The following is a 19,529-nucleotide window of genomic DNA, read 5'->3' on the forward strand; positions in this document are numbered from 1 at the left end:
ACTGGTAGATGACGGTGACGACGATGATCGGCAGCGAGTTCGGCAGCATGATGCGGCGGAAGATCTGGAAGAAGCTGGCGCCGTCGACCTGGGCGGCGCGCACCAGCTCGGTCGGAAAGGCCTCGTAGAAATTGCGGAAGAACAGCGTGGTGAAGCCCAAGCCATAGACGACATGGACGAAGACCAGGTTGACCGTCGAATTGCCGAAGCCGAAGGAAAAGCCGGTGGCGTTCTGCAGGGTGACGCCGAAGCGGCCGAGCGAGCCGAGGATGGTCGCCATCGGCAAGAGCACCGACTGGAACGGGATGAAGCAGGCAAACAGCATCAGCCCGAACACCAGCGTATGGCCGGGGAAGCGCCATTTGGTCAGGATATAACCGTTCAGCGCTCCCATGATGGTGGAGATGGCCACCGCCGGCACCACCATCTTGATCGAGTTCCAGAAGTAGCCCTTGATGCCGGCGCAGGTCAGGCCGACGCAGGCCTCGCCCCAGGCCTTGATCCAGGGATCGAAGGTCGGGGCCTCCGGCAGCGCCAGCATGTTGCCGCCCTGGATCTCGTCCATCGTCTTGAACGAGGTGGTGAGCATGACGAAGAGCGGCATCAGGTAGAGGATGGCGAAGATCACCAGCAGGCCGTAGATGACCAGCCGGCCGATCCAGCGGGCATTGTTGCTGGAATGGGAGGGAGAGGAAACCGAGATGCTCATCGCGTCTTCTCCTTCAGTTCGGAATAGAGATAGGGCACGATGATCGCCGAGATGGTCATCAGCATGATGATGGCGCTGGCCGAGCCGACGGCCATCTCGTTGCGCTTGAAGGTATATTCATACATGAAGTTGGACGGCAGCCAGGCCGAGCCGCCCGGCCCGCCCGACGTCAGCGCCACCACCAGATCGTAGGATTTGATCGCCATATGGGCGAGCACGATGAAGGCGGAGAGAAAGATCGGCCGCAAGAGCGGAATGACGATGCGGCGATAGAGCTGGAAGGGCGAGGCGCCGTCGATCTGCGCCGCCTTCATGATCTCGCCGTCGATGCCGCGAAGCCCGGCCAGGAACATCGCCATGACGAAGCCCGACGCCTGCCAGACACCGGCGATGACGACGGTATAGATGACGAAGTCCTTGTTCTTGATCCAGTCGAAGTGGAAGCTCGTCCAGCCGAAGTGGTGCAGCGTCTGCTCGAGCCCGAGGCCGGGGTCGAGGAACCATTTCCAGGCCACCCCTGTCACAATGAAGGAGAGCGCCATCGGATAGAGGAAGATCGGGCGCAACAGCCCCTCGCCGCGGATCTTCTGGTCGAGCAGGATGGCAAGCAGCAGGCCGAGCGCCAGACAGATGCCGACATAGAGGAAGCCGAAGATCGCCATGTTGGTGATCGAGGTGTACCAGGACGACGGCGGATCGCTCTCGAAGGTCCAGCGCCACAGCCGCTGATAGGCGCGCGCCCCGGTCAGGGCATAAGAGGGGAAGGTCTTGGAATTGGTGAAGGACAGATAGGCCGTCCAGACGATGAAGCCATAGACGAAGACCAGGGTGATGACGAAGCTCGGCGCCAGCACGATCTTCGGCAGCGCATCCTGCAGCCGGCCCCTGAGCGAGATCGGTGTCGATCGCCCGGGGGTCAGAACCGGATCGGTGGTGGCAACTGTGCTCATGGATATCGTCTCCCTTCCCGCAGGATCGCTCGGCATTTATCGCTGCGGAGCTTGAAGCTTCCCCGCAAGATCACGCGGGGAAGCATTTGTCATCGACGACCCTCAGCGGGCGTCGTCGATTGCCTGGACGAGCTGGGTGACGGCTTCGTCGGAGCTCTTGATCTGGCCGTGGACGAACTTCGAGACGACGTCCTTATAGGCATTGGCGATCGCCGGAGGGGCGCCATAACCCTGGGCCAGCGAACCGAACAGCGTGCCGCCCTCATTGGCGGCCTTCAGGTCGGCGATGCCCTTCTTGCCGCAGGCGTCGAAGTCGGTGTCGGGAACGTCGGTACGGGCCGGCACCGAACCCTTGACGACGTTGAAGGCCGACTGGAAGCTCTTCGACAGCGTTGCCGTTGCCAGCGCCACCTGCGCCGCCTTGCGGTCGTCGGGGACGTTGAACATGCCGAACATGTCGGAGTTGTAGATGACGCTGCCATCGGTGCCGGGGAAGCGGTAGCACAGGAAGTCCTTGTCCGGGGTCTTCTTGGCGGCGACGAATTCGCCCTTGGCCCAGTCGCCCATCACCTGCACCAGCGCATCACCCTTGATGACCATGGCGGTCGCCAGGTTCCAGTCGCGGCCGGAGAAATTCGGATCGACGTATTTGACGATCTTCGCCAGGTTGTCGAAGGACTTTTTCATCGTGTCCGACTTCAGCGATTCCTCGTCGAGGTCGTTGAACGCCTTCTTGTAGAATTCCGGGCCGCCGGTCGACAGCACGATGGAATCGAACATCGTCGCTTCCTGCCAGTTCTGGCCGCCGAGCGCCAAGGGGATGACGCCGGCCGCCTTCGCCTTGTCGAGCAGGGCGATCAGATCGTCGAAGCTCTTCGGCTGGGTGCCGCCGATCTTGTCCATCACCGCCTTGTTGATCCACAGCCAGTTGACCGAGTGGACGTTGACCGGGGCGGCGACCCACTTGCCGTCGTAAACGGAGAACTTCTGCAGCGCCGCCGGCACCGATTTATCCCAGCCTTCCTTCTTCGCCGTCTCGGTCAGATCACCCATGACGCCGGCCTGGGCATAATCGAGCACGGTATAACCGAGCATCTGCGAGGCGGTCGGATAGGTGCCGGCCGCCACCATCGCCTTCAGCGCCGTCATCGCCGCATCACCGCCGCCGCCGGCAACCGGCACGTCCTTCCAGGCAAAGCCTTCCTTCGACAGATCCTCCTTCAGGACGTTCAAAGCCGCCGCCTCGCCGCCTGATGTCCACCAGTGCAGCATCTGCACTTCTTTTACGTCGGCTGCGTGGGCGCCACCGAGGCCAGCCGTCATCACGACAGCAACAGCCGCCGAGCTCAAAAACTTGCGCATGAATTCCTCCCGTTTGAAATTCGGCGGCGGGCCCTCCCAGCCGCCCGATGTTTACCGCCTGTGCAGCGGTCGACATACGGCCGCGCTCCTCCGCGCGGTTGCTAATTTAAAACGGTATAAGCGCTTGGTCGTCAAGCTCTTTCTCGACTCCCGAGAAAAATATGGCTATTCCGTTATCTTACTGAATTTACAGCTTTCTTCATTTTGACAACATATCGCCGAAAGTCGACACGATCCTTAAGGCGTAGACGCCGGCCGCATCGGCGCATCAGCAATCCTGACGCCGAGGACCTCCGCCCCGCTGCCGCCGCAACTCAATTTGCCGATCGGCAGGACCGTACGAGTTTCGAGGCCGACATCTTAAAACTGTTTGCATCACGCGCGATTTGGCCTAGAAGCACGCCGTAATCCGGTCGCAGCCCACCCGGTCAAAACAAGGGAATCCAAAATATGAAGACTATCGTCGTCTGCTCTGGCGGACTCGACTCCGTTTCGCTTGCCCACAAAATGGCAGCGGAACAACAGCTGATCGGCCTCGTCTCCTTTGACTACGGCCAGCGCCACCGCAAGGAACTCGACTTCGCCGCCCGGTGCGCCGCGCGCCTCGCCGTTCCTCATCATATCATCGACATCGCCGCCATCGGCGGCCATCTCAGCGGATCGGCGCTGACCGACAATGTCGAGGTCCCGGACGGCCACTATGCCGAGGAGACTATGAAAGCCACCGTGGTGCCGAACCGCAACGCCATCATGCTGGCGATCGCATTCGGCCTGGCCGCCGCGCAAAAGGCCGATGCCGTCGCCGTCGCCGTGCATGGCGGCGATCACTTCATCTATCCCGACTGCCGGCCGGGCTTCATCGACGCCTTCCAGCGCATGCAGAACGAAGCTCTGGACGGTTATGCCAGCGTCCGACTGCTTGCACCCTATGTCGATGTTTCCAAGGCGGCGATCGTCGCCGACGGCGAAAAACACGCGACACCGTTTGCCGAGACCTGGTCATGCTACAAAGGCGGCAGGCTCCACTGTGGGCGCTGCGGAACCTGCGTCGAACGCCGCGAAGCTTTCCATCTTGCCGGCATTTCCGATCCGACGGACTACGAAGACCGGGATTTCTGGAAAGCGGCGGTGTCGCAATATTCCGCGGCGGAGGTGCGTTGATGTACCGCATCACCAAGGAATTTCATCTCTCCGCTTCGCACCAGCTGGATCATCTGCCGGCCGACCATCAATGCGCCAGGCTCCATGGTCATAACTACATCGTGGTCGTCGAACTCTCGGCCGAAACCCTGAATGACGACGGCTTCGTTCGCGACTATCACGACCTGTCGCCGCTCAAGCGCTATATCGACGAAGCTCTCGATCATCGTCACCTGAACGAGGTCTTCGGCCATTCGAAAGTCACCTCCGAGTTCCTGGCGAAGCACTTTTACGACTGGTGCAGAGAGCGCTTCCCGGAAACGTCGTCCGTCCGTGTCAGCGAAACGCCGAAGACCTGGGCGGAGTACCGGCCATGAGCGGAGAGAGCATTCGCGTCAGCGAGATCTTCGGTCCGACCATCCAGGGCGAAGGCGCTTTGATCGGGCTGCCGACGGTGTTCGTCCGGACGGGCGGTTGTGACTACCGCTGTTCCTGGTGCGACAGCCTTCACGCGGTCGACAGCGCCTTTCGAGAACAGTGGATTCCCATGTCCACCGAAGCGATCTGGCAGGAGGTCACGAAGCTCTCGGCAGGTCGGCCGATGACGGTCTCCCTGTCCGGAGGTAATCCGGCGATCCAGCCGCTCGGGCCGCTGATCGAATTCGGCCATTCTCAAGGATACCGCTTCGCGCTGGAAACGCAGGGGAGCGTCGCCCGGAACTGGTTTCGCGATCTCGACGTCCTGGTCTTGAGCCCCAAGCCGCCGTCGAGCGGAATGCTGACCGATTGGGATCAGGTCGACAACTGCCTCCGGCTCGCCGCCGGTGGGCCGGAGATCGCGTTGAAAATCGTCGTCTTCGACGATGACGATTACGCCTTCGCCCGAGAAACGGGTCGGCGCTATCCCTATATTCCCTTGTACCTTCAGCCGGGCAACCACACGCCGCCGCCGCCCGACGACGACAGCGCCCGCATCGATATCGACGGCGTGATGGATCGGATGCACTGGCTCGTCGAGAAAGTGACGGCCGACGGGTGGTTTGCCCCGCGCGTGCTGCCGCAGCTGCATGTGCTGCTGTGGGGAAACAAACGCGGCGTCTGAACCTGCCGGGGCCCAATGCATGCCGCCCGGAAGTGTGCCGCGGTTCCGGGATTGCGACATGCATAAAAACAAAGAGCTAAAGCGCGTTGCGTGAATCAGATTTGGCGCGACGCGCTTTGGCGCTCAGGAAAAGCGAAGACATCGACAGGCTCTCCGAGCCCGCGCAGCGGGAAGGTGCCGAGACTGTCCATGTCTTTCGCGCAGCCCGCCATTTCGACGAAGGCCCGCGACAGCAGCACCGGACGCTTGACCTCCTTGGTCAGGCTTTCCAGCCGCGAGGCGATATTCACCGCTGGGCCGATGACGGTGAAATCCAGTCGCCGACGCGAACCGATATTGCCGTACATGACGTCGCCGACATGCACGCCGACACCGTAGCGCAGCGGATCGCGGCCGATCTGTGCGTGCTGCTCGTTCAGCTCGGCCATCAGCGCCTGCCCTTCGCGGATCGCCTGCAGCAGATCGGCACAGGCCGTCTCCTTGCTCAAGGGGAAGATTGCCAGCAATCCGTCGCCCATGAACTTCAGAATTTCCCCGCCATAGCGTTCGATCGGATCCGACATCGCATCGAAATAATCGTTGAGCAAATGGATGACATCGTCGCGTGGCCAGAGATCGGAGATCGCCGTAAAGTCGCGCAGGTCGCAGATCATGATTGCCGCACCGACGGTGGCGCCGCTGCCGCGTGTCGTCACGCCCGACAGGATCTGCTCACTCGCATGCGGCCCGACATAGGTCTGCAGCAGCGTGCGCGCAATGATGTTCTTCAGGCGAATTTCGCTGATCAAGGTCAGGGCCGGAAGGAGATCACGCAGGAAATCGACATGTTCGCTCGTAAAGCCGCCCGGCCGGCTGGTGGAAAACGTAGCAACATGCCGTTTGCCGAAAGTGTGTTCGAGCGGCCATGCGATATATTCGGTCAGGCCGTCGTCGCGCAGGTCCTGATAGAAGGAATCCAGGTCGCCTTCGGCTGCTCCTTCCAGCTGCCTGCGCACTTCCTCCGCACCCTGATGGATCGCGTTGACCGGGCTGGTCAGGAACTCCTGCGTGTTTTCGACGCCATAGGCGAAGGTGTTGATCTTCGCCTCTGTGAGCCCTTCCTTCCAGAGGATGCGTGCCCCGATCCATTGCGGATGGTTCGTCCGGAAATGCAATGTCGCCCGGGCGACCGGCACCCCGGCCGAAAGCAGCTTCCCGCACATCTCCACCAGAATGTTGTCGATGAAGCGCTCGCCCCGCGTCTCGTTCACCAGCCAGTCGAGAATCCGTCTCCTGCGGATCGGCCAGACGCCCTCGTCCGCTTCAACGGCAGTCCCGGTCTTGTTCAAAAAAGGCGACATCAAAAACTCCGCTACCTCATGTGATCGGCGAGGGTCGAATTCACTTTCCGCTGAATGTGGGCGACAGGGAAGCAAATGATAAGGGCAGACTGCGATAAAGCCTCAGAAATCCCAATCCTCGTCCTCGGTCGCCACAGCCTTGCCGATGACGTAGGACGAGCCGGAGCCGGAGAAGAAGTCATGGTTCTCGTCGGCATTCGGCGAAAGCGCCGACAGGATCGCCGGATTGACCTTGCAGGCTTCGGCCGGGAAAAGCGCCTCATAGCCGAGGTTCATCAGCGCCTTGTTGGCGTTGTAATGCAGGAATTTCTTGACGTCCTCCGTCAGTCCGACGCCGTCATAGAGCGCCTCGGTATATCTGGCCTCGTTGTCGTAGAGTTCGAGCAGCAGGTCGAAGGCGAAATCCTTGATCTCCTGCCGTCTCTCCTCGGACAGCCGCTCGAGGCCGCGCTGGAATTTGTAGCCGATATAATAGCCATGCACCGCCTCGTCGCGGATGATCAGTCGGATCATGTCGGCCGTGTTGGTCAGCTTGGCGCGGCTTGACCAGTACATCGGCAGATAGAAGCCGGAATAGAACAGGAAGCTTTCGAGGAAGACGCTGGCAACCTTCTTCTTCAAGGGATCGCCGGAGCCATACTGCTCCATGATCAGCGCCGATTTGCGCTGCAGGAATTCGTTCTCCTCCGACCAGCGATAGGCATCGTCGACATCGGGCGTCGCGCAAAGCGTCGAGAAAATCGAGGAATAGGAGCGCGCATGCACCGCCTCCATGAAGGAGACATTGGAAAGCACCGCCTCTTCATGCGGCGTCATCGCATCTTCCATCAATCTGATCGCGCCGACGCCGTTCTGGATCGTGTCGAGCAGCGTCAGCCCGGTGAAGACACGGATGGTCAGCTGCTGCTCGGCCGCCGTCAGCGTCGCCCAGGAGGGAATGTCGTTGGAGAGCGGCACCTTTTCAGGCAGCCAGAAATTGCCGGTCAGCCGGTTCCAGACTTCGAGATCCTTGTCGTCCTCGATGCGGTTCCAGTTGATGGCGCGCACGCGGCTGATTGGCTTCATGGATATGTTCATTGGGTGTTCCTTTTGAGGAATGTTCGGATTTGCCCCTCATCCGCCTGCCGGCGCCTTCTCCCCGTAAACGGGGCGAAGGAGGCAAGCTGCAAGCTCTCCGTTCCCCACAAACCTCTCGCGGGGCACGTCCCCTCTCCCCGTCAAAACGGGGAGAGGGTTAGGGTGAGGGGCAAATGCTCCAAAGCCGAATTCAGCTCACAGCGTACAAGACACGCAGCCCTGCACCTCGGTGCCGGACAGCGCCATCTGGCGAAGGCGGATGTAGTAGATCGTCTTGATGCCCTTCTTCCAGGCGTAGATCTGCGCCTTGTTGATATCGCGCGTCGTTGCCGTATCGCGGAAGAACAGGGTCAGCGACAGGCCCTGATCGACATGCTGGGTTGCCGCCGCATAGGTATCGATGATCTTCTCCGCGCCGATCTCATAGGCGTCCTGATAATAATCAAGATTGTCGTTGGTCATGAACGGCGCCGGATAATAGACGCGGCCGATCTTGCCTTCCTTGCGGATCTCGATCTTCGAGACGATCGGATGGATCGAGGAGGTCGAGTGGTTGATATAGGAGATCGACCCCGTCGGCGGCACCGCCTGCAGGTTCTGGTTATAGAGGCCAGAGGTCATGACCGCCTTCTTCAGCGCCGCCCAATCGTCCTGAGTCGGAATATGAATGCCGGCATCGTCGAACAGTGCCTGAACCTTCCCGGTCGCCGGCTTCCATTCCTGCTGGGTATATTTGTCGAAATAGTCGCCGGAGGCATATTTCGAATTTTCGAACCCCTTGAAGCTTGTGCCGCGTTCGACCGCCAGCAGGTTCGAAGCGCGGATCGCGTGATAGGTTACCGTATAGAAATAGATATTGGTGAAATCGACGCCTTCCTCCGACCCGTAGAAGATGCGTTCGCGGGCGAGATAGCCGTGCAGGTTCATCTGGCCGAGGCCGATCGCATGGCTTTCGTCATTGCCCTTCTCGATCGACGGAACCGAAGCGATATGGCTCATGTCGGAGACTGCCGTCAGCGCCCGGATCGAGGTCTCGATCGTCTTGCTGAAATCGGTGGAATCCATGGCTGCGGCGATATTCAGCGAGCCGAGATTGCAGGAAATATCCTTGCCGAGATACTTGTAGGAGAGGTCGTCATTGTATTCGCTCGCCTCACTCACCTGCAGGATCTCAGAGCAAAGATTGCTCATCGAGATGCGACCAGCAACCGGGTTTGCCCGGTTCACCGTGTCTTCGAACATGATGTAGGGATAGCCGCTCTCGAACTGGATCTCGGCGAGCACCTGGAAAAATTCACGCGCCTTGATCTTCTTCTTCGAGATGCGGGCGTCCGCCACCATCTCGCGATACTTTTCCGTCACCGAAATCTCGGTGAAGGGCACGCCGTAGACGCGCTCCACGTCATAGGGCGAGAACAGGTACATGTCCTCGTTGTTTTTCGCGAGTTCGAAGGTGATGTCGGGCACGACGACGCCGAGCGACAGCGTCTTGATGCGGATCTTCTCGTCGGCATTTTCGCGCTTGGTATCGAGAAACCGCATGATATCAGGGTGATGGGCGTTGAGGTAGACGGCGCCCGCCCCCTGGCGAGCACCGAGCTGGTTGGCATAGGAAAAACTGTCTTCGAGCAGCTTCATGACAGGAATGATGCCCGACGACTGATTCTCGATCTGCTTGATCGGGGCGCCGGCCTCACGGATGTTCGTCAGTGACAGCGCCACGCCGCCACCGCGCTTCGACAATTGCAGCGCCGAATTGATCGACCGACCGATCGATTCCATATTGTCCTCGACCCGCAGCAGGAAACAGGAGACGAGTTCGCCGCGCTGCTTCTTGCCGGCATTGAGGAAGGTCGGCGTTGCCGGCTGGAAACGGCCGGAAATGATTTCGTCGACCATGTCGCGGGCAAGCGCCTCGTCGCCGCGCGCCAAAGTCAGCGCCACCATGCAGATGCGATCCTCGTAGCGCTCGAGATAGCGCTTTCCGTCGAAGGTCTTCAGCGTATAGCTGGTGTAATATTTGAAGGCGCCGAGGAAGGTCGGGAAACGGAACTTCCTGGCATAGGCCTGGTCGAACAGGTCGCGCACGAAATTGAAGGAATACTGGTCGAGCACCTCCTGCTCGTAATAGCCCTCGGTCACGAGGTAATCGAGCTTTTCCCTGAGATTGTGAAAGAACACGGTGTTCTGGTTCACATGCTGCAGAAAATACTGCTTGGCCGCCATGTGGTCCTTGTCGAGCTGGATCCGTCCCTCATCGTCATAGAGGTTCAGCATCGCGTTCAGCGCGTGATAGTCGAGCGCTTCCGCCGCTTTCAAAGAGCGTTCTGTGGGATGAGCAAAAGTGTTATGCGGTTTTGCGCCGGCATCCCGCGTCAGTGTTGTTCCCGTGTCCAAAATCGTTCCATTCCGTGTTTGACGTTGGCGACGTCCTCCTCCGTGCCCATGAGCTCGAACCTGTAGAGGTAAGGCACCTGGCATTTGCGCGAGATCACGTCGCCGGCGAGCCCGTATGTCTCACCGAAATTGCTGCTGCCCGCGGCAATCACGCCCCGGATGTGTCCTCGGTTCTCCGCATCGTTCAGGAAACGGATCACCTGCTTTGGAACGGCGCCCTTGCCGTCACCGCCGCTATAGGTCGGCACGACAAGCACGAAGGGTTCGCGGATATGAAACGCGTCCGCACCGCTAGCCGGAATGCGTGCCGCGCGCAATCCGAGCCTGGCGACGAAGCGATGGGTATTTTCGGATCGGCTGGAATAATAAACGATCAGGCCCATCGCCTTTCTCCTCGGGTCAGGAGAGCGCGCTGATCATATCGGGACGGAAACCCGCCCAATGCCGCTCGCCGGCGATGACGACGGGCGCCTGCATGTAGCCGAGGCTGCGGACACGATTAAGCGCTTCTGCATCCTGGGAGATATCGACGATATCGTAATCGACACCCAGGCGGTCGAGGGCGCGATAGGTGGCGGTGCATTGGACGCAGGCGGGTTTGCTATAGACGGTAACGCTCATCATGTTCCTCGTGATGTCAAATTCAGGACGCAAACTGGGATCGGTCGCCTTGCGACGTCCGGGGCAACGCTTGATGGTGATCTGGCAAAGTCGGCGGTTTAAACGCCCGATACGATCCCCTTCGGGATTTGCGCGGGCGGCGGCCTTGATATTCTGGACATGACTTCAACCCCGAAGTGCTCATGCGGGCGTTCAGGGCAGCGCAACAGGCGCGGATCGTTCCGCTTTCATGCACGCGACCTTCCGGACACCCCGCCCGTGGACATCTCGTTCAAGGCAGGTCTCCTGGCTCGCGGGTCGAAGCACCCTGCCCCAGCCTTCCCGAGGCATCATGCCCCAGTGACCTGAAATCGGACAGTTGCTCGCCGCTTACAGTTGCGGGGGCAGCTCCGGCCTTGTTGCGCCGTCATGGCGAAACGCACCGTATTCCCATCTTCGCCCGCGATCCTGACGAATCGAAGGAACCTTGAACACTAGATATAGTACGCGAATCCAAAATCACGTCAACGGATGGTTTGTGCATCGCGTTACGACAGGTTTGAAATCGCTGCGTTCCTGTGAAAAACATGGATAAGGCAGGCTTAACGAAACGAGGCTGTGGAGAAGGTTCGGATGGCCTGTAGCCGGGCCTCAGATTTTTGTTTCCCGGTCCGGCGCGAGTCGTCCCCGAATAGTCATTGTCCCTTTAGTCGAAGCAGCCTGAGCGCGTTGATCGTCACCAGCACGGTGGCGCCGGTATCGGCAAGAATCGCCGGCCAGAGCCCGGTGACGCCGGCAATGGTCGTCACCAGAAACACCGCCTTCAGACCGAGCGCGATGGTGATATTCTGCAGGATGTTGCGCATCGTCTGTTTCGACAGTTCGATCATCCGTGCCACGTCGCCGACGCGCCCGTGCAGCACGGCGGCATCCGCCGTCTCCAGCGCCACATCGGTGCCGCCGCCCATGGCGATGCCGATATCGGCAGCCGCCAGCGCCGGCGCGTCGTTGATGCCGTCGCCGACCTTGGCGACGACGAAGCCCTGGCGTTTCAATTCGACGACGACCCGCTGTTTGTCCTCGGGCATCATCTCGCCGCGCCATTCAATGCCGAGCATGCCGGCAACGGCGGCCGCCGTCCGCTTGTTGTCGCCCGTCAGCATCATTGCCTTGACACCGGCCGACTTGAGCGTGGAAAGCCCCGCCTTGGCATCCTCGCGCGGCTCGTCGCGCATGGCGATCAGGCCGGCCGCAACATTGTTGACGAGCAGCACCGACACGCTTTTGCCCTCGTCGTTCAGCGCCATAATGCCTGCATCCTTTTCGCCGTCGAGGGCGCCGCGCTCGCGGGCCGCGGACGGCGACAGCAGATCGAGCGTCTCGCCGCCGACTTTGCCGCGGACACCTTTGCCCGGCAGCGCTTCCAGTTCGAAAGCCGGCGGCACGGGAACGCCGTCTGCCCTAGCGCGGTTGAGGATCGCCAGCGCCAAGGGATGGCTGGAGCCCTGCTCCAGCACTGCCGCGCGCGACAAGACCTGCGCCTCGCTCATTCCGAAGGCAACGATATCGGTCACCTGAGGCTTGCCTTCCGTCAAGGTGCCCGTCTTGTCGAAAGCGACCATCGTCACCTTGCCGAGCGCTTCCAAGACCGCGCCACCCTTCATCAGCAGACCCCGCCGCGCGCCTGATGAAAGCGAGGCGGCGATCGCCGCCGGCGTCGAAATGACGAGCGCACAGGGGCAGCCGATCAGCAGGATGGCAAGGCCCTTATAGATCCATTCGCCCCAGGCGCCGGAGAGGAACATCGGCGGAACCACCGCGACAAGTGCTGCGACCATCACCACGCCGGGCGTGTAATAGCGCGAGAACCGATCGATGAAGCGTTCGGTAGGCGCCTTCGATTCCTGCGCCTCCTCGACCAGCTTGACAATACGGGCAATCGTGTTGTCGGCGGCCGACGCCGTGACGCGAACCCTGAGCACTGCGTCGCCGTTCACCGTTCCGGCAAAGACGACGGCATCCACACCCTTGCGCACCGGCGTGCTCTCGCCCGTCACCGGCGCCTCGTCGATCGCGCTCTCGCCCGATACGATGATGCCATCAGCCGAGATGCGGTCGCCCGGACGAACCATGATGATGGCGCCGACGGCGAGGCTTTCCGCCGGCACCTCCCGCGTCTGACCATTGTCTTCCAACAACGCATTCTTCGGCACGAGGGCCGTCAGCGACCAGATGCTTTCGCGCGCCTTGCCGGCCGCCACACCCTCCAGCAGCTCGCCGACGAGAAACAGGAACACGACGGTGGCTGCCTCCTCGCCGGCATTGATGATGACGGCGCCGACCGCGGCAATCGTCATCAGCATCTCGATCGAGAACGGCGTGCCCGATAGAGCGGCCATGACCGCGCGCCGCGCGATCGGCACCAGCCCAACCAGCATAGCGACGATAAAGGCATAAGGTGCAATCGTCGGCACGAGATAGCCGACGGCATAAGCAGCGATCAGCGCCGCACCCGAGAGGATGGTGAGCCGGCCCTTCCGGCTTTGCCACCAGGGGCCGGCCATCGGTCCATGGTCGTGCCCATGCAGACCTTCGATTTCGGTCTTGCCATGCGCATGGTCATGATCATGACCCTCATGATCGTGATCATGGCCCGCGTGATCGCCGTGATCATGGTCGTGATGTTCATGTGAGCCGTGGTCATCCGCCAGCACCGCGCTTCCGGCAAAAGGCGAGACCGAATAACCGAGCCCCGTCACCTTCTTCTCGATCGCCTTGAGGTCGCTGCTGCCGTCATGCCGGACGATCATCGTGCCCGCCATCACCGAGACGGAAACATCGGCCACCCCTGCCACGCGCCTGACCGCCGTATCGATCTTGCTCGCACAGGCGGCGCAATCCATGCCGCCGACCCGGTATCGTGCCTCGTTCGTCTCAGCCATGATCCGCTTCCTTGTCAAACAGAAGCATCCCTCCTACATCCTCTAGCGACTAGAGGTGCAAGAGTAAAATCATGAAAAAGATCACGATCGGCGAAGCCGCTCGCCGGAGCGGGGTCAAAGTGCCGACGGTGCGTTATTACGAGAGCATCGGCCTGCTCGCGGCCCCGAGCCGCAGCGAAGGCAATCAGCGCTCCTTCGAACCTGCCGATATCAACCGCCTCACCTTCATCCGCCATGCCCGCGAACTTGGCTTCGAGATCGAGGCGATCCGCACGCTGCTCACCCTGCAGGATGATCCGCACCAATCCTGCGCCTCGGCCGATGCCATCGCCAAGGCTCGTCTCGTCGAGGTCGAGCAGCGCATCCGCAGCCTGATGGCGCTGAAAGCCGAACTCGAAACCATGGTGGAAGGTTGTGGCCATGGCCGCGTCGACCAATGCCGCGTCATCGAGGTCCTCGCCGACCACGGCCAGTGCACGCATTCGCATCACTAATCCCGCCCTTGCAGGTAATGCGCAGCCGCGCCAAAACTGCACCGGAAAGAATCGGGCAAAGACATCCATGAACCAGAAGCGAATTGCCATCATCGGTGGTGGCCCGGCGGGCCTGGCGGCCGCCGAACTGCTTTCGCTTTCCGGCCATGCGGTGACGGTCTACGACGCCATGCCGACCTTCGCCCGCAAGTTTCTGCTGGCCGGCAAGTCGGGACTGAACATCACCCATTCCGAGGATTATGCCCGTTTCCTCACGCGCTTCGGCGCGGCCTCCGCCCGCCTGCGCCCGGCGCTCGATGCCTTTACCCCTGGCGATATCAGAGATTGGGCAGCAGGGCTCGGAACCGAGACTTTCGTCGGCTCGTCCGGACGGGTTTTCCCTGATGTGATGAAAGCCTCTCCTTTGCTGCGCGCCTGGCTCAAACGGCTGGAGGCGCAGGGCGCCACGCTGCGCACCCGCCACCGCTGGATCGGTTTTGCCGATGGGGGCTATGTTTTCGAAACGCCGGAAGGGCGCAGCATCGTCCATTGCGACGCAGCCCTCCTGGCGCTCGGCGGCGCCAGCTGGCCGCGCCTCGGCTCCGATGCAAGCTGGCTGCCGTGGCTATCGGAGAAGGGCGTCGAGATCGACGCCTTCCGGCCCGCCAATTGCGGCTTCGTCGTCGGCTGGAGCGAAAGCTTCCGCGAGCGTTTCGCCGGCGAGCCGGTGAAATCGGTCACCGCCACCTCCCATGCCGGCACATTTCCCGGTGAATTCGTCATCAGCGCAAACGGCATCGAGGGCAGCCTGGTCTATGCCCATGCAGCAAGCCTTCGCGATCAACTGCTGAACCGCGGCAGCGCTGCCCTGACGCTCGACCTCGCCCCGGGTCGGACGATCGAAAGGCTGACCCGCGACCTCGCGCGCCAGGATGCCAAATCGAGCTTTTCGAACCGCCTGCGCAAGGGCGCCGGCCTCAACGGTGTCAAGGCGGCGTTGCTGCGGGAATTCGCACCCGAGCGCGACCGCGCCGATCCCGGACGTCTCGCCGGCATGATCAAGGCCCTGCCGGTGCCGGTTCTCGACACGAGGCCGATCGGCGAGGCCATCTCCTCAGCCGGCGGCATTCGCTGGAGCGGCATCGACGATGGCTTCATGTTGAAGGCGCTGCCGGGCACCTTCGTCGCCGGCGAGATGCTCGACTGGGAAGCGGCGACCGGCGGCTATCTCCTCACCGCCTGCCTTGCGACAGGCCGCGCCGCCGCGCGCGGCATGGAAGCCTGGCTGCGCGGATAAGCCCCGGCGCTCGCAGGCTGAACAGCAAACAAGAACGTCCTACGATCAGGCCGAGGCTGCACGAAACGTCATGACAAGACCATTCATGCAGTAGCGAAGTCCGGTTGGCTTCGGGCCATCATCGAAGACATGTCCGAGATGGCCGCCACAGCGGCTACAATGGACCGCCGTGCGCGCCATCCCGAAACTGGTGTCGTGTGTGGTGCCGACGGCATGGTCGAGCGGCCCCCAAAAGCTCGGCCAGCCGGTGCCGCTATCGAATTTGGTCGCCGAGGAAAAGAGCTTTTGCTCGCAGCCGACGCAGGCGAAAGTGCCCTTCCGCTCCTCATGCAGCAACGGGCTGCTGAAGGGATTTTCCGTGCCCGCCTGACGCAGGATGACGAATTGATCCGGCGTCAGCAGCTTATGCCATTCCTCATCGGTATGGGTCACCGCAAACGTTTCGCCGGCGATCGCCTTGCCGGCCAGGCTGGCGCGAACGGCAAGCGCCCCGAAAACGGTCGTCATCAGCAACAATCGTCTGTTCAACATGATCAGGATCTCCCCATCGAACAAAGCCTTGCTCTGTAGGAAAATACGGGCGAGAGAAGTCTTTGTTACATTCTCACCGCTTAAACACCGAAATGTGATGCCGCCCCCTTTCACCGCACGCTGACGGCCGCCACGTGCCGCCTGATTGCAAACGCGCGGTTTTTCCATCAGACTGTGCTGAAGTTCCGTGGGAGGAGCAGATGCACGAACAGTCAGCGCACGCGGAGCATGTCTATACCTCTGCTCAGCGCGATTCCGCCGCGGCCAGTTCTCCGGTGGTTGCCTCGTGGCGGCGATGCATGACCATGCATCAGCTCGCCCCCGAGGATGAACGGGCGCCGCTGCGCCTGAGCGATGAGGAATTTCGGCGCGCCCGCGAACAATGCGGGCAGTTGATCGCCAGCGCGACGGAAGAGCTCGATCGCCTCTTCACCACCGTCGGCAAGGCCGGCTGCTGCCTGCTTCTGACTGACAAGAATGGTATTGCGCTGGAGCGGCGGGGAGCGGCCGGCGACGACAAGGAATTCCGCGAACTCGGCCTCTGGACCGGCTCCGTCTGGACCGAGGCAAGCATCGGCACCAACGGCATCGGCACCGCGCTTGCCGATGAACGCGCCGTCGCCATCTTCCGCGACCAGCATTTCTTCTGCGCCAATACAAGCCTTAGCTGCACGACGGCGCCGATCCGCGATCATCGTGGCCGGCTGGCCGCGGCCCTCGACATCTCCACCTGCCGTGAAGACGTCAACGAAATGACCCTGGCGATCCTGACGCAGACCGTGCGCGATGCGGCGATGCGCATCGAACTCAACCTCTTCCGTTCGGCCTTTCCCAGCGCCCGCTTCCTGATGGTTCCGGCCGGTGCCAACTCGGCCGCCGCCCTGCTGGCCGTCGACCGGCATGACCTCGTGCTCGGGGCGACGCGCGCCGCCCGCATCGCGCTGCAACTGGACGACAAGCGAATCGCCGCCGGCATTCCAGCCGCCGATGCTCTCCGCGAGGCGAGCGTCTCACAGCAGGAAGAGATGGTCGAGGCGGAGAAGGCAGCCTTGCTGCGGGCGCTGTCGCGTGCCGGCGGCAACGTCTCCCAGGCGGCGATCGCGCTTGGCATCAGCCGCGCCACCCTGCACAGGAAGATGAAGAAGCTCGACCTTCACTGATCGGCTTAAAGGTTCCGCCACGACGGCAATGGTGACGCGATCCTGTCGCAACTCTGCGACACTGTGCACTGCGGTATGAAAGAGCCGCCCTGTTCCCTTCGCCAAAACACGCACATTTTCTTCCCACTGGTTCACTTGGGAACCTGGCTCATCATGGGAGGATGACATGCTTCATCAGAAAATCGTCGAGTCGCCGTTCAAGCTGAAATACGGCAACTATATCGGTGGCGAATGGCGCGACCCGGTCGAAGGCAAGTATTTCGAAAACCTGACGCCGGTCACCGGCGGCAAGCTCTGCGACATTCCCCGTTCCGATGAAAAGGACGTCAATCTCGCGCTCGACGCCGCTCACGCCGCCAAGGAAAAATGGGGCCGCACCTCCGCTGCCGAGCGCTCCAATATCCTCATGAAAATCGCCCAGCGCATGGAAGACAAGCTGGAATTGCTCGCCCAGGCCGAGACCTGGGACAATGGCAAGCCGATCCGCGAAACGATGGCGGCCGACATTCCGCTGGCGATCGACCACTTCCGCTATTTCGCCTCCTGCATTCGCGCCCAGGAAGGCTCGATCGGCGAGATCGATCACGATACGATCGCCTATCACTTCCACGAGCCGCTCGGCGTCGTCGGCCAGATCATTCCCTGGAACTTCCCGATCCTGATGGCCACGTGGAAACTGGCTCCGGCGCTTGCGGCCGGCAACTGCGTCGTCTTGAAGCCTGCCGAACAGACGCCGGCCTCGATCCTGCTCTGGGCCGAACTGGTCGGCGATCTGCTGCCGCCCGGCGTGCTCAACATCGTCAACGGCTTCGGCATCGAGGCCGGCAAACCGCTGGCGACCAGCCCTCGCATCGCCAAGATCGCCTTCACCGGCGAAACGACGACAGGCCGGCTGATCATGCAATATGCCAGCCAGAACCTTATTCCGGTGACGCTGGAACTCGGCGGCAAGTCGCCGAACATCTTCTTCGCCGATGTGATGGCCGAGGATGACGACTTTCTCGACAAGGCGCTCGAAGGCTTTGCGATGTTTGCCCTCAACCAGGGTGAAGTCTGCACCTGCCCGAGCCGCGCTCTCGTTCAGGAATCGATCTACGACCGCTTCATGGAAAAGGCGGTCAAACGTGTCGAGGCGATCAAGCAGGGCAACCCGCTCGATCCGGCCACGATGATCGGCGCCCAGGCCTCGACCGAGCAGTTGGAAAAGATCCTCGCCTATCTCGACATAGGCAAGCAGGAAGGCGCTCAGGTTCTGGCTGGCGGCTCGCGCAACGATCTCGGCGGCGACCTGGCGAACGGCTATTACGTCAAGCCGACGATCTTCAAGGGCCACAACAAGATGCGCATTTTCCAGGAGGAGATCTTCGGACCGGTGGTCTCGGTCACGACGTTCAAAACCGAAAAGGAAGCGCTCGAAATCGCCAACGACACGCTTTACGGCCTCGGCGCCGGCGTCTGGAGCCGCGACGCCAATCGCTGCTATCGCTTCGGCCGCGAGATCCAGGCCGGCCGCGTCTGGACCAACTGCTACCACGCCTACCCCGCCCACGCCGCCTTCGGTGGCTACAAGCAATCGGGCATCGGCCGCGAAACCCACAAGATGATGCTTGAGCACTACCAGCAGACCAAGAACATGCTGGTGAGCTACAGCCCGAAAGCGCTCGGTTTCTTCTGAGAACTTTCGTGTGGTGGGAGGGAGTGTCAAAACCCCTCCCCAACCCCTCCCCACAAGGGGGAGGGGCTTAACGTGCGGCGCTCGCCGTATTCTGTCGGCCGCAGCATACGATGCATCCGGCTTGTTATTTTGCGAGGCGGTGCCAGAGCTTAGCCCTCCCCTTTTGGGGAGGGGTTGGGGAGGAGAACTCTTCTCCCGAAAATTTGGAGGAAGACCGATGGAAACGACAGTCAACGGTGAACCGCGCGTTCTCGCAACCGACGCAGCCCTTGACCTGATTGCTGAGATCAAGCGCGATCATCCCGATATCCTCTTCCACCAGTCCGGCGGCTGCTGCGACGGCTCCTCGCCGATGTGTTATCCCGCCAATGAATTCATGGTTGGCGACAGCGACGTCAAACTTGGCGAGATCGGCGGCGTGCCGGTCTATATCAGCGCCAGCCAGTTCGAGGCGTGGAAACATACACAGCTGATCATCGATGTCGTGCCGGGGCGTGGCGGCATGTTCTCGCTCGACAACGGCCGCGAGAAACGCTTCCTCACCCGCTCCCGACTTTTCGGCGGCGGAGAGGCCTGTGCCGTCCCGGGCGCTACGGTCAGAACAGTCTGATGCATGCCGCTAGAGAATGATGCCGAAAAGTGTGAGCGGTTTTCGGGCGACATCATGCTCTAACTCTTTAAATTTAGCACAGGCGGTCGAGCGCGCAGCGTAATTCCGACTTGAGAATTTCGCCTGTAGTATTCCCATAGTACCTTCTGTCCGGCGGTCTTTGT

General features: G+C 61.3%; 18 protein-coding genes and 1 riboswitch. Of the genes, 8 read left to right on the forward strand and 10 right to left on the reverse strand.

What is annotated here, in order from left to right; genetic code table 11:
- The 3 genes from EFD56_RS29820 to EFD56_RS29830 all read right to left on the reverse strand — a co-directional run.
- Positions 1-709: carbohydrate ABC transporter permease (locus EFD56_RS29820; RefSeq protein WP_164736882.1), on the reverse strand; the 709-nt coding region annotated here is incomplete at its 3' end.
- A complete protein-coding gene (locus EFD56_RS29825) occupies positions 706-1,659 on the reverse strand; it encodes a carbohydrate ABC transporter permease (RefSeq protein ID WP_126905508.1) in 954 nt (317 codons plus the stop codon). The genes EFD56_RS29820 and EFD56_RS29825, both read right to left, overlap by 4 nt.
- A 102-nt stretch (positions 1,660-1,761) precedes the next feature.
- Positions 1,762-3,021, reverse strand: a complete 1,260-nt coding sequence (locus tag EFD56_RS29830) for an ABC transporter substrate-binding protein (RefSeq protein WP_064819070.1) — start codon at positions 3,019-3,021, stop codon at positions 1,762-1,764.
- A gap of 450 nt (positions 3,022-3,471) precedes the next feature.
- On the opposite strand from EFD56_RS29830, the gene queC reads away from it, so the two are divergent.
- Genes queC through queE form a run of 3 tightly spaced genes read left to right on the forward strand, consistent with a single transcriptional unit; the run spans position 3,472 to position 5,263 of the window.
- Entirely contained in the window at positions 3,472-4,182 is a 711-nt protein-coding gene (gene queC / locus EFD56_RS29835; RefSeq protein ID WP_016737530.1) for a 7-cyano-7-deazaguanine synthase QueC, read from the forward strand.
- Positions 4,182-4,538, forward strand: coding sequence for a 6-carboxytetrahydropterin synthase QueD (gene queD, locus EFD56_RS29840; protein ID WP_004677374.1), 357 nt, complete (start codon positions 4,182-4,184; stop codon positions 4,536-4,538). Before queC ends, queD begins: the two co-directional genes overlap by 1 nt.
- A complete protein-coding gene (gene queE, locus EFD56_RS29845; protein ID WP_064819071.1) occupies positions 4,535-5,263 on the forward strand; it encodes a 7-carboxy-7-deazaguanine synthase QueE in 729 nt (242 codons plus the stop codon). The genes queD and queE overlap by 4 nt, the downstream gene beginning before the upstream one ends.
- Before the next feature lie 95 nt (positions 5,264-5,358).
- Here queE and EFD56_RS29850 read toward each other — a convergent pair whose 3' ends face one another.
- The 6 genes from EFD56_RS29850 to EFD56_RS29875 form a co-directional block, all read right to left on the reverse strand.
- The gene (locus EFD56_RS29850; protein ID WP_126906992.1) at positions 5,359-6,603 is read right to left on the reverse strand and encodes an adenylate/guanylate cyclase domain-containing protein; all 1,245 of its coding nucleotides are present in this window, start codon (positions 6,601-6,603) and stop codon (positions 5,359-5,361) included.
- Positions 6,604-6,705: 102 nt separating this feature from the next.
- Positions 6,706-7,680 (reverse strand): class 1b ribonucleoside-diphosphate reductase subunit beta, encoded by a 975-nt coding sequence (nrdF, locus tag EFD56_RS29855; RefSeq protein ID WP_126906993.1) that lies wholly within the window; start codon positions 7,678-7,680, stop codon positions 6,706-6,708.
- A 195-nt stretch (positions 7,681-7,875) separates the two neighbouring features.
- Positions 7,876-10,077 carry a class 1b ribonucleoside-diphosphate reductase subunit alpha gene (gene nrdE / locus EFD56_RS29860; RefSeq protein ID WP_126906994.1) on the reverse strand — a complete coding sequence of 734 codons (2,202 nt, stop codon included), beginning with the start codon at positions 10,075-10,077 and terminating at the stop codon, positions 7,876-7,878.
- The gene (gene nrdI, locus EFD56_RS29865; protein WP_126906995.1) at positions 10,056-10,460 is read right to left on the reverse strand and encodes a class Ib ribonucleoside-diphosphate reductase assembly flavoprotein NrdI; all 405 of its coding nucleotides are present in this window, start codon (positions 10,458-10,460) and stop codon (positions 10,056-10,058) included. Before nrdI ends, nrdE begins: the two co-directional genes overlap by 22 nt.
- A 16-nt stretch (positions 10,461-10,476) precedes the next feature.
- Complete coding sequence (gene nrdH / locus EFD56_RS29870) at positions 10,477-10,698, reverse strand: glutaredoxin-like protein NrdH (protein WP_004677360.1); 222 nt, start codon at positions 10,696-10,698, stop codon at positions 10,477-10,479.
- 258 nt (positions 10,699-10,956) lie between these two features.
- Positions 10,957-11,182, reverse strand: a riboswitch (cobalamin riboswitch).
- 190 nt (positions 11,183-11,372) lie between these two features.
- A complete protein-coding gene (locus EFD56_RS29875) occupies positions 11,373-13,619 on the reverse strand; it encodes a heavy metal translocating P-type ATPase (RefSeq protein ID WP_126906996.1) in 2,247 nt (748 codons plus the stop codon).
- 71 nt (positions 13,620-13,690) lie between these two features.
- Between EFD56_RS29875 and EFD56_RS29880 the strand changes: the two genes are divergently transcribed.
- Together EFD56_RS29880 and EFD56_RS29885 are read left to right on the forward strand one after the other, a co-directional pair.
- The gene (locus EFD56_RS29880; protein WP_016737522.1) at positions 13,691-14,113 is read left to right on the forward strand and encodes a MerR family transcriptional regulator; all 423 of its coding nucleotides are present in this window, start codon (positions 13,691-13,693) and stop codon (positions 14,111-14,113) included.
- Between the two features lie 67 nt (positions 14,114-14,180).
- A complete protein-coding gene (locus EFD56_RS29885) occupies positions 14,181-15,389 on the forward strand; it encodes a TIGR03862 family flavoprotein (protein WP_126906997.1) in 1,209 nt (402 codons plus the stop codon).
- 45 nt (positions 15,390-15,434) lie between these two features.
- Here EFD56_RS29885 and msrB read toward each other — a convergent pair whose 3' ends face one another.
- Positions 15,435-15,920, reverse strand: coding sequence for a peptide-methionine (R)-S-oxide reductase MsrB (gene msrB, locus EFD56_RS29890; RefSeq protein WP_126906998.1), 486 nt, complete (start codon positions 15,918-15,920; stop codon positions 15,435-15,437).
- 200 nt (positions 15,921-16,120) lie between these two features.
- On the opposite strand from msrB, the gene EFD56_RS29895 reads away from it, so the two are divergent.
- The 3 genes from EFD56_RS29895 (at position 16,121) to EFD56_RS29905 (ending at position 19,365) form a co-directional block, all read left to right on the forward strand.
- Positions 16,121-17,080, forward strand: coding sequence for a helix-turn-helix domain-containing protein (locus tag EFD56_RS29895; protein WP_016737519.1), 960 nt, complete (start codon positions 16,121-16,123; stop codon positions 17,078-17,080).
- Between the two features lie 166 nt (positions 17,081-17,246).
- A complete protein-coding gene (adh, locus tag EFD56_RS29900; RefSeq protein WP_126906999.1) occupies positions 17,247-18,755 on the forward strand; it encodes an aldehyde dehydrogenase in 1,509 nt (502 codons plus the stop codon).
- Between the two features lie 217 nt (positions 18,756-18,972).
- On the forward strand, positions 18,973-19,365 hold the full coding sequence (locus EFD56_RS29905; RefSeq protein WP_126907000.1) for a DUF779 domain-containing protein: 393 nt from the start codon (positions 18,973-18,975) through the stop codon (positions 19,363-19,365).
- Positions 19,366-19,529 lie beyond the last annotated feature (164 nt).

The sequence above is a fragment of the Rhizobium phaseoli genome, from assembly GCF_003985125.1.
GTDB lineage: Bacteria > Pseudomonadota > Alphaproteobacteria > Rhizobiales > Rhizobiaceae > Rhizobium > Rhizobium phaseoli.